The following is a 14,351-nucleotide window of genomic DNA, read 5'->3' as shown; positions in this document are numbered from 1 at the left end:
GTGTCTGGACGGAGGAGTCCACCCCAGCATCCAGCTGGGCACTACCTCCAAGCCCGGTCCTTCAGGGCCGGGTCAAGTTGACGATGTGCAGGCAGGCCAGGTCGACCAGGCGGTCGTGGAAGAGGCCGGCGTCCCGGGAGAGCCCGGTCGCCGGTGCGGCGGCCCGGAGCCGGCGGGCGAAGGCCGCGGGGCCGAGGCGGACGGCCTCCACGTCGGAGAGGGTGAGGTCGCCCAGCGCGTGCAGGGTCACCGCGAGGGCCGCCGCCACCCCGGCCTCCTCGCCGGGCGGGAGCGGCCGCTCGCCGGGGGCCCGCAGGGCTTCGCGCACCAGGCGGTCGGCCAGTGTGCGCAGATCCGCCGCGTCGAGGCCGCGTTTCTCGCGCCAGGAGACGTAGGAGGAGATGCGCTGCGGGCGGTCGATCAGGCCCGCGCCCGCGCCCTCGGCCCGTAAGAGCTTCTTGATCAGGGGCGTCACGACAGCCGAAGCCAGCCGGATCCCCACCACTGATGCGTCCACGAGCCGGGAGCGTAGCGCCGGTCACATTCACGGGGGCCCGAAGCGGTCGGTTCTGGGACAGGCCGGTGACAAGCCGCACAGAACAAAACGGACATACGAGGGGGTTTCGTAGATCGACAGAGCCTTGCGGGGGCCGTTGAGGGTGGTTTGTTCGCGGAGAATCCTGTCAACGGACCACGTCACCCCGGCGCTCCTACGAGCCCGGGTAGTAAAGGGGGACGTTTGGGGATGTCCGGACATACGGGTTACCAAAGATGAGCCAACCCGGCACATGGCTGAACGTGCCGGGTCACTTCATGCCCGAGACGGGTGTGATCGCCCATGTCCCCGGCCCCGGAGGTCTGCTCTATGTCCGCGAAGCGCGTCATCACCCGTTCTACCCGTATCACCGTCGGCGCAACCCTCGGTGCGGTGCTGGCTCTCGGGGCCGGGACGACCGCCGCCTTCGCCGACGCCCCGCAGACGGCTCCCGCCGCCGCCACCGCCGCCACCGACGCCGCCGCCGCGGCGAAGAAGAAGGCCGGTCTCTGGGACAAGCCGCTGGAGAAGTACACGCTGTCCGCGACCTTCGGCAAGGGCGGCAGCATGTGGGCCCGCAAGCACTCCGGCCAGGACTTCGCCGTCCCGGTCGGCACCCCGGTCAACGCCGCCGCCGGCGGCGTCGTCGTCAAGGCCGGCCCGAACGGCGGCGGCGACGGCCCCGCGTACGGCAACGCCATCGTGATCAAGCACGCGAACAACACGTACTCGCAGTACGCGCACCTGTCGAAGATCCAGGTCAAGATCGGCCAGAAGGTCTCCGTCAAGCAGCGCATCGGCCTGTCGGGCAACACCGGCAACTCCAGCGGCCCGCACCTGCACTTCGAGATCCGCACCACCCCGAACTACGGCTCCGCCCTCAACCCGATGGCCTTCCTGCGCACCAACGGCGTCAGCATCTGACCTGAGAGCCGGCGCGCGACCGACCCGCGCGAGACCTTTTCACGACGACGCCGACCGGCCCCCGGGGCCGGTCGGCGTCGTCGTACCCGTTCGCGGCCGGTCAGGTCCGGGTCGGGTCAGGGCCAGGTGAGCAGCCAGGCATGCGCCGGCTTCGGCGCCGGCGAGAGCTTGCCCTCCTTGTACCCGGCGGCCTGCTCCTGCGTGAAGGCCGCGTCGTACACCTTGATGTTGTGCAGGCCGCCCTGCCACGGTCCCGTCCAGATGTTGTGGTGCCGGGAGCGGCCGAGCTGCATCGGGCCGGGGCCCTGCCAGATCTCCGGGACCGGCGTCTCGCCGGCCTTCTTGCCGTCCACGTAGAGGGCGATGGCCTTTTTCTCCGCGTCGTACGTGGCCATCAGCAGCGTCGGCGTCTTGAGGACGGTGAGCCCCTCGGCGGCGACGGTCCGCGTGGTCGCCTCGGCGCCCTTGTCGCCCGTCTGCACCCGGAAGATCCAGGCCTGCTTGCCGTTGATCTCGTTCACGCCGAGCTCGAAGGAGTAGGACTCCCCGTCGCCCTGGCTGATCGCGATCCGTGAGCCCTTGGCGGCGGAGCTGTAGACGCGCGCGGTGACCGTGAAGCTCTTGGTGACGTCGACGACGGCCTCGGCGGACTGCCCCCACGAGTTCCCGTTGCCCTTGCCGAGGACCTGGAACCGCTGGCCCACGGGGGCGACCTTGAGGTCGGGGCCCAGCCGGATGCCGGTCTGCCCGTAGCTGTCGCGCAGCAGCGTGTCGTCACCCGCGACCGTCGCCGTGTAGGCCTGGGACGACTGCGACGCCTCCGGTTCGGGCGTGGCCGACGTCGACGTCGAGGGCTGGGCGTTCGCCCCGTCCTCGGTGTCGCCCAGGCCGCTCATCAGGAAAAACGTTCCACCGCCGGCCAGCAGCACCAGTGCGGTCGCCCCGCCGACCAGCATCCGCCGCTTCTTCGTGCGCCGTGCCGCCTCGGACCGGGCGGCCATGGCCTCCCAGTCGGGCTGCTCCGCCGCGCCGGGCATGTCCGGACCGGCCAGCCTCGTGAAGCCCGGCTGGGCCGGGGCCGGGTCGCCGGCCGGCGGCCACTGACCGCCGCCCGCGTCCTGCTGGTACGGGTTCGGCTGCTGCCCGGGCTGCGGATAGCCGTAGCCCTCGGTTGCCGCCGGGTAGCCGTAGCCGTAGCCGCTCTGGGCGGGCGGTCCCGGCGGGAACCCGTATCCGCCGCTGCCGGGTGCGGGCTCGGGCTGCGGGCCGCTCGGGGGATTCGTGCCGTCGGTCATGGCAGGGAGCCTAGGACACGCACCCGTGGACGGGCACGGCCCGGTACCCGTCGGCCCCGTACCGGGCCCACGGCAGCGTGCTCCTCCGTCAGCCCGGCGGCAGCTTCAGGGCCGGGAAGCTGCCTGTCGCCGTCGGCGCGTGCTCCGGCAGCCACAGCACCGCGACCGCTCCGGCCGCAGCTCCGACGGGCGTGCCCGCCGCCGTCACCGAGCGGTCCAGCACACCGGGGGCCGCGACGTTGCGGAAGGTCAACCGGGCGCCCAGCACCCGCGCCTGGCCCTCCGCGATGGTCAGCCCCAGCCCGTGTCCCACACCGGCCCGGTCCGTCGACCCGGTACGGAACCGGCTCGGCCCCTCGCGCAACAGTGCCTCGGGGAAGCCCGGCCCGTGGTCGCGGACCCGCACCACCCGTCCCTCGACGTCGACCTGGATCGGCGGCCGCCCGTACCGGGCGGCGTTGGCGAGCAGGTTGCCCAGGATCCGCTCCAGCCGGCGCGGGTCGGTGCTGACGATCTCGTCCGCGACGATCCGTACGGAGGCCTCCGGCATCAGCACCTTCACGCGCCGGCTCACGAACTCGCCCAGCGCCACCTCCTGGAGCTCCGCCCGCTCCGAGGCACTGTCCAGCCGGGCCACCTCCAGCACGTCCTCGACCAGGGCGCGCAGCGCCTGCGCGCGGTCCCGGACCAGCTCCGTGGGCCGCCCCGGAGGCAGCAGTTCCGCGGCGGTGAGCAGACCCGTCACCGGGGTCCGCAGTTCGTGGGCGATGTCCGCGGTCACCCGCTGCTCGGCCTCCAGCCGCTGCTGCAGGGCGTCGGCCATGGCGTCCACGGCCCGTGCCAGGTCGTCCGTCTCGTCGCGGACGACACCGCCGACCGCGTCCCGCACCCGTACGTCGGGATCACCGTGCGCCACCCGCTGCGCGGCGGCGGCCGCCTTGCGCAGCCGGCGCGAGATCTGGCCGCCGATGAGGACGCCGAGCGCCGATCCGCCGATGACGGCGGCGAGTCCGCCGATGACCAGGGCCCGGTCCAGGTCGGGGAGCAGGTCGGCGCTCTCCCGGAACGGCGTGTGCAGCGACAGCACCTGGCCGTTGCCGAGCGGTACGGCGGCCCACACCTCGGGCACCCCGTGCGGGCGCTCCTGGATGTACGTCCCGCGCCGCCCCGACTGCGCCTTCTGCCGCAGCTCGGCGGGCAGTTCGGGATCGTTGAGCTTGGCCCCCATGGGGGGTTTGCGCCCGGCCTCGGCGTTGCGGGAGATGAACTGCACCCGTTCCAGCTGGACTTCGCGGGCGCTCCCCAGCATCGACACGCGGGCGGCGCTGTGCACCACCAGACTCAGCGCGATCGTCACGAGGGCGCCCACGGCCGCGATGGCGAGCGTGATCTTCCAGCGGATGCCCGTGCGGAGGGTGAACCGTCTCATGCTTTCAGCTTGTATCCGAAGCCCCGGACCGTTTCGATCCGGTCCTGCCCGATCTTGGTGCGCAGCCGCTGGACGTGGACGTCCACGACGCGGGTGTCGCCGCCCCAGTCGTAGTCCCACACCCGCTCCAGGAGCCGGTCGCGCGACAGGACGGTGCCGGGTGCGGAGGAGAACTCCAGCAGCAGCCGCATCTCCGTCGGCGTCAGCGCGACGTTGGCACCCGACCTGCGGACCTCCATGCCCTCGGTGTCCACTTCCAGGTCACCGAAGGAGAGCACGCCGCGCTCGCCGTCCGGGCCGTGGTCGGGGCCGCCCGCGCCGCCGTTCTGCGCGCCGCCCGAGTGGTCGAAGCGGCGCAGCACGGCGCGGATCCGGGCGACGAGCACGGATCCGTCGAAGGGCTTGGTGACGTAGTCGTCGGCGCCCGCCTCCAGGCCCAGCACCACGTCGATGGAGTCGGCGCGCGCCGACAGCATGATGACGGGGACGGTGGACTCGTCGCGGATGCGGCGGCACAGGCTCACGCCGTCCATGCCCGGCACCATCACGTCCAGCAGGGCGATGTCGGGCCGGCGCGCGCGGAAGGACTCCAGGCCGGACAGGCCGTCGGGCATGGCCGTGACCACGAACCCGTCGCGCTCCAGGGCCAGGGTCGTGGCCTCACGGATGACGTCGTCGTCCTCCACGAACAGGACATGGGTCTCGGCCATGCGCAAGCCTCGCCTCGTTCTTCTTGCTCAGTGCTCAGTTCTTCTGACTCGTCGCCGGGGCGGGCTGGACCCCGCCGTCGACCACGTTGCTGTACTCCGAGTGCACCCGGTCCTGCTCGGTGAACTTCTCCCCGTTCCAGCGGTACGTGATCACGTCCTCGCCCGACGGATAGGCGAGCGCGTCGCTCTTTCCGTAGACCTGCTTCGTGACCACCAGGTCGCCCCGGTCGATCTCCGCGTAGACGGGTGGCTGTTCGTCCGAGAAGACATTCTCGTACGAGCCGCCGTCCGACCGGTACACGTAGGAGCCGCGGCCCAGGGCATCGGCACAGGACAGGACGTTCACGACGATGTCCGCCACCGGGCCGCCGGTGACCCTGCCGTAACTCACGTCCACCGGGTACTCCTTGCCCGTGCAGGGCTTGAGGTCCCGCTTGACCTCGGAGCTGACCTTCGGGTCCGCCATGACCAGCGCGACCGGGTCCACCTTCTTCAGGGCCGTGCCGGACGCGGACGACGAGGCCGAGGAGGACTCGGAGGACGAGCCCGACGGCGTGGTCCTGGCGACGGTGTCGGTACGGGCGGGGCCGCCGTCGCGCAGGCCGGTGCCGCCGGTGGCGCAACCGACCGCGAACACGGCTGTGCCGACGAGGACGATCGTCCCCGCCGACACCAGCACCAGACTGCCTCTTCCCCCGAACGAGGGGGGAGAGCTCCTGCCGTTCAGATCTTGGCCGTTCAGGCCGCGCACCGCTCACGCCCCTCGTACCGCATGGTGTGGTCACCGCGCTCCAGCGCACGCATGTCCAGGTCCCGGCTCTCCAGCTCCTGCCGGAGGCGGGCCAGGGCGCGGTGCAGAGTGCTCTTCACGGTTCCCGCCGACATTCCGAGCGCCGCGGCCGTCTCCTCGGTGCTCATCTGCTCCCAGTGTCGCAGGACGACCACACTGCGCTGTTTGGGCGCGAGCACCTTGAGGATGTCCATCAGCAGGGCGCGGTCGGCGCGCTGGTCGGAGCCGTCCTCGACGGACGCGTCGGGGAGCTGCTCGGTGGGGACCTCTTCGAGCTTGCGGGCGCGCCACCACTCGGTACGAGTGTTGATCATGACGCGCCGGAGGTAGGCGTCGGCCAGCGACTTGTCCGCGATCCCGTCCCAGCGGCCGTAGGTGCGCACGAGGGCCGTCTGGAGGAGGTCCTGGGCGTCCGTGGGGTCCGGGACCAGGCGCCGCGCACTGCGCAGCAGGGCGTCCTGCCGGGTGCGTACGTACTCTTCGAACCCGAGCACCTCGCCATGCGCCTGCGCCATTTCAGACCGCCTCCGTTCCCGTCCGACCGCTCCACCGCTGTCTTACGGGGACGACGCTACGGAGGGGTTGTCACGGGCCTGTGCGAGCCAGCCTTCGGTGGGAGCACGGACACCCATAGGTTGTGTAACAGTGCCCGTGAGCTGCGGTTTCACGGCAGCAAGCGGAATTGCTGACTCAGCTTCAGTGGCGGCTACGGGCAGTGGCGGACCGGTGCACGGTCCGTTCCCGAACCGTCCCCGGCCCGCCGCCGGTCACCCTTGCGGCCGGGTCCGGGGGAGCCGGTAGAGGCCGCCGTCGAGGGGTTCGACCAGCCCGTCGGAGACCAGCCCGTCGAGAGCGCGGGCCCGCTGCACCGGCTCGTTCCACACCGTGTCGAGCACGGCCTGCGGAACGGGGCCCACCGCCTCGCGCAGCACGGCCAGGAGCTTGCCGCGCACCTGCCGGTCGGTCCCGGCGTACGTCTGGCCGCGCCGCGGCGGCCCGTCGTGCGCCGGCTTCCCGGCCAGGCGCCACGCGCACAGCCCGGCCACCGGGCAGCGCGCGCAGTCCGGGTTCTTCGCGGTGCACACGAGCGCGCCGAGTTCCATCGACGCCGCCGCCCAGCGGGCCGCGGTGCTCTCGTCCCCGGGCAGCAGCTCGCGGGCCAGGCGCCGCTCGGCGGCCGTGGTCGCGTTCGGCGGGTACTCGACACCCGTGGCCGCGCGCGCGAAGACCCGCCGGACGTTGGTGTCGAGGACGGCGTGCCGCTGCCCGTACGCGAAGGAGGCCACCGCGGCGGCCGTGTACTCGCCCACCCCGGGCAGCGCGAGGAGCTGCGCGTGCTCCTGCGGTACGTCGCCCCCGTGCCGCTCCGTTATCGCGGCGGCCGCGCCGTGCAGCCGCAGGGCCCGGCGCGGGTAGCCGAGCCGCCCCCAGGCCCGTACGGCCTCACCGGGGGCCTCGGCGGCCAGGTCGGCGGGGCGGGGCCAGCGGGCGAGCCACTGCTCGTAGACCGGCAGGACCCGGCTGACCGGGGTCTGCTGGAGCATGAACTCACTGACCATGACGCCCCAGGGGCCGGCCTCGGGGCGGCGCCAGGGCAGGTCGCGGGCGTGCTCCTCGAACCACGCGATGACGGGCGAGTGCAGTGCGTGGGAGGAGCCGGCGGAAGCGTCGCGGGACGCGTCGTCGGTCACGGCGTCGGTCATGTCGGGGGAGGGAGAGGGGGATGCAGTCATGGCATACGGCATCCTGGCACGTTTCGGACCTCGGGGGAGGCCGTGTCGGCCGGTGACGGCGCGGTCGAGGCCGGAGGTGTCCATGGTCACCGAACGTACTGAAACAGGATTAATCTCCATGTCAGCCCTTTGGCCGGTTCTCACCGCCTCCGCCTGGGCCCGCAGGATGATCATCGGCAAATCGAGTCCGTTGCGCGGCATGTGGGGCACTGATCGCGTCGCGAACTCTCGTAAAGTTCCCTCCGTGGGATCTCTGCGCAATCCGGTCGGGCCGCTCCCCTCCTCCATCTACTGGCGACGGAGGGCTGTGCTGGCGTCCGTCGTCGCGCTCCTCGCGCTCCTCGCCGTATGGACCGTCAGTTCCGGTGGGGGGAGGACGAGTACGAACGGCAAGGGCGAAGGCGGCCCCGATCCCGTCACCTCGATCACCCCGGGCCCGGCCGGTACGGGCCCCGCCATCAGCGCCGCCCCCGGCGGGCGCCCCGAATCCGGCGGCAGCGGGTCCGCGGGCTCAGGGGGCGGCTCCGGCGGCGGGGCGGGCAAGAACGGCGAACCGGGCAACGGTGGCGGCGCGGGCGGCGGTTCGGGCTCCGCGAGCGGCGGCGGGGCGGGCGGCCCGGCGGCGGTCCCGGCGGACTCCCCGCTCCCCACGTGCGCGACGAGCGCGCTCCAGTGGGAGGTCAAGAGCGCGAAGAACGAGTACGAGGCGAACGAGAAGCCCCGCCTCGAACTGGTCGCCCGCAACATCTCCGGAACCACCTGCAAGGTCGATCTCGGCCCGAAGCAGGCCGTCATGACCATCCTTCAGGCGAGCAGCAACAAGGCGGTGTGGTCCTCGGCGGACTGTCCGACGGGCGCGGGCAACGCCTTCTTCCGCCTCCCGGCCCAGGGCGAGACCAAGCACGCGCTGGACTGGGACCGCAGGTTCAGCGCGGCCGACCAGTGCCAGACGCCGCCCGCGGGGACCGCCGCCCCGGACACCTACGTCGTCGAGGTCAAGTCCCCCGGCATGCCGGTGGCCCGCACGTCCTTCGTCCTCAAGCAGAACTGAACCCCCCGGCCCGCCGGCGGGACATTCAGGCCCCGCCCGCGTGGGTCGGCCGAGCAAAGCCGCAGGCTAGACGTACCGCTCCAGGATCGACGACTCCGCCAGCCGCGACAGCCCCTCGCGCACGCTCCGCGCCCGGGCCTCGCCCACGCCGTCCACCGTCTGCAGGTCGTCGACGCTCGCGGCGAGCAGCTTCTGCAGACCGCCGAAGTGCTCCACCAGCCGCTCGATGATCGCGCCCGGCAGCCTCGGCACCTTCGCCAGCAGCCGGTAGCCGCGCGGCGACACCGCCGAGTCCAGCGTCTCGGGCGAGCCCGTGTACCCCAGCGCCCGCGCCACGATGGGCAGTTCCAGCAGCTCCGGGTGGGTCAGCGCGTCCAGCTCCGCCAGCGCCTCGTCCACCGTGCGGGAACGCTTCGCCGTCGGCTCGGGCACGTAGTCCCGGATGACCAGCTCCCGCTCCTGCTCGATCCCCACGGTCAGCTCGTCCAGCTGGAGGGACAGCAGTCGCCCGTCCGTGCCCAGTTCGACCACGTACTCGGCGATCTCGGTCGCGATCCGGCGGACCATTTCCAGCCGCTGCGCGACCGCCGTCACGTCGCGCACCGTGACCAGGTCCTCGATCTCCAGCGCGGACAGCGTGCCCGCGACCTCGTCGAGGCGCAGCTTGTACCGCTCCAGCGTGGCCAGTGCCTGGTTCGCCCGCGACAGGATCGCCCCGGACTCCTCCAGGACCCGCCGCTCCCCGTCCACGTACAGCGCGATCAGCCGCATCGACTGCGACACCGACACCACCGGGAAGCCGCACTGCTTCGACACGCGGTCGGCCGTGCGGTGGCGGGTGCCCGTCTCCTCCGTGGGGATCGATGCGTCCGGCACGAGCTGTACGCCGGCCCGCAGGATCTTGGTGAGGTCCTTGTCGAGGATGAGCGCGCCGTCGAGCTTGCACAGCTCGCGCAGCCGGGTCGCGGTGAACTCCACGTCCAGGACGAAGCCGCCCGTGCACATCGCCTCGACGGCCTTGTCCATGCCGAGGACGATCAGGCCGCCGGTGTTGCCGCGGACGATCCGCTCAAGGCCGTCGCGCAGTGGCTGACCAGGTGCGACCGCGCTCAGCGAGGCGCGCATGAGCGCGTCGTGCTTGGAGCTCGCGCCGGACTTCCCGGGTGCTGATGCCCCGTCCTTGGCTGCCACTGCACTCCTCCGGTCGCGGGTTGCGCCGCCCAGCACGGGGGCACGAGGACGTGCGTACGGCCGGGCGGACCAGCACAAAGTCTACCGGCGCGCGCTGCGGACCCGCCGTGGCTTGGCGAGCTACGGCCCGGTGAGGGGCCTTGAGGACCCCCTGACCAGGGCGGCGACCGGTCGGTCGGCCGGTTCGATCATGACGGGCCGCTCGGTTCGATCATGGTGGTCGGTGCGCGGCACGGGGCGGGGCCGACGGCCCCGGCCGGGCCCGGCCGGGACGGGTGCCGGACCTACTCCGCCGCCGCGGCCCGCTCCTTGGCCTCCCGGGCCTCCCTGGCCGGCGTACGGGAACGGCCGCGCGGCAGCACTCGCAGGGCGTCGCCCATGTCGGCGACCTCCGTGACCTTCATGCCGGGCGGCACCTTGCCCGGATCCGCCGGTACCAGCGCGTGCGTGAAGCCCAGCCGGTGCGCCTCCGCCAGCCGCCGCTGTACGCCCGTCACCCGCCGCACCTCTCCGGCGAGGCCTACCTCCCCGATGGCCACCAGGTTCTTCGGGAGCGGGACGTCACTGGCGGCGGACGCCAGCGCGAGCGCGATCGCCAGGTCCGCGGCCGGCTCGGTGAGCTTCACCCCGCCCACGGTGGCGCTGTAGATGTCGCGCTTGCCGAGCGCCGTGATCCGGCCGCGCTGCTCCAGCACCGCCAGCATCATCGAGACGCGCGAGGTCTCCAGGCCCGAGGTGGTCCGCCGGGGGGAGGGGATCTGTGAGTCCACGGTCAGCGCCTGCACCTCGGCGACCAGCGGCCGCTTCCCCTCCAGGGTCACGGTCAGGCAGGTCCCCGGAACGGCTTCGGCGCGCCGGGTCAGGAACAGCCCGCTCGGGTCGGCGAGCCCGGTGATCCCCTCGTCGTGCAGCTCGAAGCAGCCGACCTCGTCGGTGGCGCCGTACCGGTTCTTCACACCGCGCACGAGCCGCAGCCGGGCGTGCCGGTCGCCCTCGAAGCTCAGCACCACGTCGACGAGGTGCTCCAGCAGGCGGGGACCGGCGATGGCCCCGTCCTTGGTGACGTGGCCGACGAGGAGGGTGGCCATGCCCCGCTCCTTGGACGCCCGGATCAGCGCGCCCGCCACCTCGCGCACCTGGGCCATGCCGCCGGGCGCGCCGTCGATCTCGGGGGAGGCGATGGTCTGTACGGAGTCGAGGATGAGGAGGGAGGGCTTCACGGCGTCGAGATGCCCGAGCACCGCCGACAGGTCGGTCTCGGCGGCGAGGTACAGGTGGTCGCTCAGCGCCTTGATGCGGTCGGCCCGCAGCCGCACCTGGCTCGCCGACTCCTCACCCGTGACGTACAAGGTGCGGTGGGTGTCGCTGGACGCCTTCGCCGCGACGTCCAGCAGCAGCGTCGACTTGCCCACGCCGGGCTCACCGGCCAGCAGCACGACGGCGCCGGGCACCAGCCCGCCGCCCAGGACGCGGTCCAGCTCGTCCACCCCGGTGCTGCGCGCGGTCGCCGTCCGCCCGTCGACCTGGGCGATCGGCAGCGCGGCGGTCGACACCCGGCCGGCCGCGGTGGTCCGTACGGCGGGCGCACCCATCTCCTCGACGGTCCCCCAGGCCTGGCACTCGGGACACCGGCCGAGCCACTTGGCCGTGGACCAGCCGCATTCGGTGCAGCGGTAGGACGGTCGGTCCTTGGCGGATGAACGAGCAGTGCGGGCAGCCATGCCGTTCACGGTAGCCGCCGGCACCGACAGCGCGGGCCGCGGTGCCCCCCGGGGCGGCGGCGCAGGGGTGGCGGCGCCGGGTGCGGGTGGCTCCCGCCCCCGCCCGCTTTCGGGCCGTCGTCAGGGCCGTCGTCAGTGCACCACCGATCTGTTCACCCATAAGGGCTAAAACCGGGGAAGGCTTCCAGGGCGCCCCCGACGCGCCGCCTACGGTCGCCAGGTGAACAGCAGCCACCAGGCCCAACCCTCGCCGCGCACCGGCGCACACCGGGCGCACGGGCGCACGCCTCGCGAAGAGGAGCCGCCGCGCCCCTTCCGGCACGAGCCGTACCTCGACGGCCTGTTCACGTACTGCCTGTCGGTCCTGTGCGACCACGACATCGCGACCGACGTGCTCGGAGACGTCCTCGCCGTGGCCGAGCGGCATCCCGGCCGCTGCCCCGACGAGGGCGACCGACGCGCCTGGCTCTACGCGCTCGCCCGCTGGGGCTGCCTGCGCCGGCTGGCGGAGCAGCGGCGCGTTCGGCAGGGAGCGCATTCCACCCGGCGCGCGCCGGAGCATGCGGGGCGCGACCGTGCGCCGGGGGGTGCGACGGACGACGGCCCGGCCCAGGACGCCCATCGACAGCTTGACGTCAGCGCCTACCGCCGTACCGAACTGGCCCGGCTCGCCTGGCCGGAGGCCGCGGGCACCACACCCGCGCAGCGCGAGGCGCTCGAACTCGCCGTCCGCCACCGCCTCGCCCTCCCCGAACTCGCCGCGGTCCTCGGCACGCCGCCCGCCGCCGCCCGGGAGCTGCTGACCGGCGCCGCCTGCGAGGTGGAGCGCACCCGCGCCGCCCTCGCCGTGGTCGAGACCGGCGGCTGCCCCAGCGTCTCCCAGCTCACCGGCGGGGACGCGGACGGCAACGGCGGCAGCGGCGACGTGCTGCTGTCCAGCACCCTGCGCACCGAACTCGTGCGGCACGTCGACGACTGCCCCCGGTGCCGGCGCGTCGCCGAACGTGTCGGCGCCGCCGCCCCCTGGCCCGGCTCCGCCGGCGTCGACAACGCCGCACTGCCGCTCGTACCGGCCCCCCGCACCGCGGTCCACGCCGCGATGCTCCGCTCCGGCCGGGGCCGCGGCCGCAGCCCCGGCCCGCGCTTCGACCGCACCGGCTTCCCGATGGACCCCAAGGACCGCGCGGCCCGCCGCGACCGGCTGCGGGCCCGGGCGGTCACCACCACCGTCGTGGCCACCGTCGTCGCGGCCCCGGTCCTGGCACTGTGGGCCTCGTACCGCGCCGAGCAGGGCACCGGCGAGCCCGCCGGGAACGGCTCCACCCGTATCTCCGCGAGCGAGTCCGAACTCCCGACCGCCCGGATCGACGGCCGCCCGCTGACCGCGTACGAGAACACGGGGAACGCCGCCGCCACCACCGACGGCCCCGGCTTCGCCGAGAGCGACGAGTCCTCCGATGTCTCCGTCGAGGTGATCAGCAGCGGCCCGCCCGCACCTCCCGACCAGGCCGGTGCGCCCGGCCGGCTCTCCGTGGCCGCCTCCTCGAGGGGCGCCCTCACCCTGCTCACCCTCACTGCCTCGGGCGGCGCCCCGGTGGACTGGCGGCTCTGGTCGGACGCGCCCTGGCTGCGCGCGAGCCGCACCGCGGGCACGCTCGCCCCCGGGGAATCGGTCACGCTGCACATCGCCGTCGACCCCGACTCGCAGCCCGTCGGCGCCTGGACCGCCCGGGTCGGGGTCGACCCGACCGGCGCGGTGGTCTCCATCCGGGGCCGCGGCCGGCCCGCGTCGACGCCGACCCCGCAGCCGGAACCGACCCAGCCCGCGAGCCCGCCGGCGTCACCGGACCAGAGCCAGGGGCCCACGCCGACACCTGCCCCGACGCAGCCGACGACCCCGCCGCCGTCCCCGACGCCCGCGCCGACCCCGACGGACGGCGCAGGCGGAACGGTTTCTCCCGCGCCGGACCCGGCCCCGTCGGGTCCGGCGGGAGGCTGACGGGCTTCGCTCGCGGGCTGGGCCTGCGGGCCGTGGCCTGCGGTTTTGGCGCGCGGCCTTCGCCTACGGGGCCGGGTCCGCGGGGTGCGGAGCCATCGGCAGCAGCGAGGCCAGCCGGGCCTCGCACAGCTGGACGAGCGCCTCGTACCCCTCCTTGCCCATCAGCTCCGTCAGCTCGGCCCGGTACGACACGTACACCGGGTCCCCGGCACCGTGCGCGGACGTCGCCGACGTGCACCACCAGTGGAGGTCGTGGCCACCGGGGCCCCAGCCCCGGCGGTCGTACTCGCCGATCGACACCTGGAGCACCCGGGTGTCGTCGGGCCGGTCGATCCAGTCGTACGTCCGGCGGATCGGCAGCTGCCAGCAGACGTCCGGCTTGGTCTCCAGCGGCTCCCGGCCCTCCTTCAGCGCGAGGATGTGCAGCGAGCAGCCGGCCCCGGCGGGGAACCCGGGCCGGTTCAGGAAGATGCACGCGCCGTCCCAGCGGCGGGTCTGCTTCTCCCCGTCGTCGTCGTTCTGCGTCCACCCGCTCTCGCTGCCGACGTCGTGGAACTGCCACAGTTCGGGCGATAGCCGGGCCACGTGCTCCGCGACGCGCTTCTCGTCGTCCTCGTCGGAGAAGTGCGCGCCGAGCGTGCAGCAGCCGTCCGAGGCCCGGCCCACCTGGATGCCCTGGCAGCCGCTGCCGAAGATGCAGGTCCAGCGCGAGGTCAGCCACGTCAGGTCGCAGCGGAAGACCTGCTCGTCGTCGGCGGGGTCGGGGAACTCCACCCAGGCGCGGGGGAAGTCGAGCCCCTTCTCGTCGGCCACGGCGGTCCTGCCCTTCGCGGGCTTGCCCGGCTTGCCCGGCTTGCCCGGCTTGCCCGCCTTGTCGGACCTGTCGGGGCGGCCGGGCTTGCTGTTCTTGGCGCGCTGGGTGCTCGCGCCCTGGTCGTCCTTGCCCGTGTCCTTCTCCGACCGGGTCTTGTTG

General features: G+C 73.4%; 13 protein-coding genes. 3 read left to right on the top strand and 10 right to left on the bottom strand.

Features of this window, described 5'->3' with window-relative positions; genetic code table 11:
* Positions 1-61: 61 nt before the first annotated feature.
* The gene (locus tag AAT21_RS34240) at positions 62-517 is read right to left on the bottom strand and encodes an NACHT N-terminal Helical domain 1-containing protein (protein ID WP_157879838.1); all 456 of its coding nucleotides are present in this window, start codon (positions 515-517) and stop codon (positions 62-64) included.
* A gap of 348 nt (positions 518-865) precedes the next feature.
* On the opposite strand from AAT21_RS34240, the gene AAT21_RS34235 reads away from it, so the two are divergent.
* A complete protein-coding gene (locus AAT21_RS34235) occupies positions 866-1,459 on the top strand; it encodes a M23 family metallopeptidase (protein WP_046780903.1) in 594 nt (197 codons plus the stop codon).
* Between the two features lie 116 nt (positions 1,460-1,575).
* Here AAT21_RS34235 and AAT21_RS34230 read toward each other — a convergent pair whose 3' ends face one another.
* From AAT21_RS34230 to AAT21_RS34205, 6 genes are all read right to left on the bottom strand, one after another.
* Positions 1,576-2,754: a LamG-like jellyroll fold domain-containing protein gene (locus tag AAT21_RS34230; protein WP_046780902.1), complete on the bottom strand. Its 1,179-nt coding sequence runs from the start codon at positions 2,752-2,754 to the stop codon at positions 1,576-1,578.
* A gap of 88 nt (positions 2,755-2,842) precedes the next feature.
* Positions 2,843-4,183: a two-component system sensor histidine kinase CseC gene (gene cseC / locus AAT21_RS34225; protein WP_046780901.1), complete on the bottom strand. Its 1,341-nt coding sequence runs from the start codon at positions 4,181-4,183 to the stop codon at positions 2,843-2,845.
* Entirely contained in the window at positions 4,180-4,893 is a 714-nt protein-coding gene (gene cseB / locus AAT21_RS34220; RefSeq protein ID WP_046780900.1) for a two-component system response regulator CseB, read from the bottom strand. Before cseB ends, cseC begins: the two co-directional genes overlap by 4 nt.
* Positions 4,894-4,927: 34 nt before the next feature.
* A complete protein-coding gene (locus AAT21_RS34215; RefSeq protein ID WP_046780906.1) occupies positions 4,928-5,566 on the bottom strand; it encodes a hypothetical protein in 639 nt (212 codons plus the stop codon).
* A 65-nt stretch (positions 5,567-5,631) separates the two neighbouring features.
* Entirely contained in the window at positions 5,632-6,198 is a 567-nt protein-coding gene (locus AAT21_RS34210) for a SigE family RNA polymerase sigma factor (protein ID WP_030763752.1), read from the bottom strand.
* 252 nt (positions 6,199-6,450) lie between these two features.
* Positions 6,451-7,416 carry an HhH-GPD family protein gene (locus AAT21_RS34205; RefSeq protein ID WP_107081464.1) on the bottom strand — a complete coding sequence of 322 codons (966 nt, stop codon included), beginning with the start codon at positions 7,414-7,416 and terminating at the stop codon, positions 6,451-6,453.
* A gap of 244 nt (positions 7,417-7,660) precedes the next feature.
* Between AAT21_RS34205 and AAT21_RS34200 the strand changes: the two genes are divergently transcribed.
* Positions 7,661-8,467, top strand: a complete 807-nt coding sequence (locus tag AAT21_RS34200; protein ID WP_046780898.1) for a hypothetical protein — start codon at positions 7,661-7,663, stop codon at positions 8,465-8,467.
* Between the two features lie 66 nt (positions 8,468-8,533).
* On the opposite strand, the gene disA is transcribed toward AAT21_RS34200, so the two are convergent.
* Positions 8,534-9,658: a DNA integrity scanning diadenylate cyclase DisA gene (gene disA / locus AAT21_RS34195; RefSeq protein WP_030817598.1), complete on the bottom strand. Its 1,125-nt coding sequence runs from the start codon at positions 9,656-9,658 to the stop codon at positions 8,534-8,536.
* A gap of 284 nt (positions 9,659-9,942) precedes the next feature.
* Positions 9,943-11,379 carry a DNA repair protein RadA gene (gene radA / locus AAT21_RS34190; protein ID WP_046780897.1) on the bottom strand — a complete coding sequence of 479 codons (1,437 nt, stop codon included), beginning with the start codon at positions 11,377-11,379 and terminating at the stop codon, positions 9,943-9,945.
* Between the two features lie 220 nt (positions 11,380-11,599).
* Between radA and AAT21_RS34185 the strand changes: the two genes are divergently transcribed.
* Positions 11,600-13,378, top strand: a complete 1,779-nt coding sequence (locus AAT21_RS34185) for a BACON domain-containing protein (protein ID WP_046780896.1) — start codon at positions 11,600-11,602, stop codon at positions 13,376-13,378.
* 63 nt (positions 13,379-13,441) lie between these two features.
* Here AAT21_RS34185 and AAT21_RS34180 read toward each other — a convergent pair whose 3' ends face one another.
* Positions 13,442-14,191, bottom strand: coding sequence for a hypothetical protein (locus tag AAT21_RS34180; RefSeq protein WP_063838178.1), 750 nt, complete (start codon positions 14,189-14,191; stop codon positions 13,442-13,444).
* Positions 14,192-14,351: the final 160 nt, after the last annotated feature.

This window comes from Streptomyces yangpuensis (genome assembly GCF_001005295.1).
Taxonomy (GTDB): Bacteria; Actinomycetota; Actinomycetes; order Streptomycetales; family Streptomycetaceae; genus Streptomyces; species Streptomyces yangpuensis.
The sequence above is the reverse complement of the archived record's forward strand: the minus strand, read 5'-3'. Positions and strand labels throughout refer to the sequence as shown.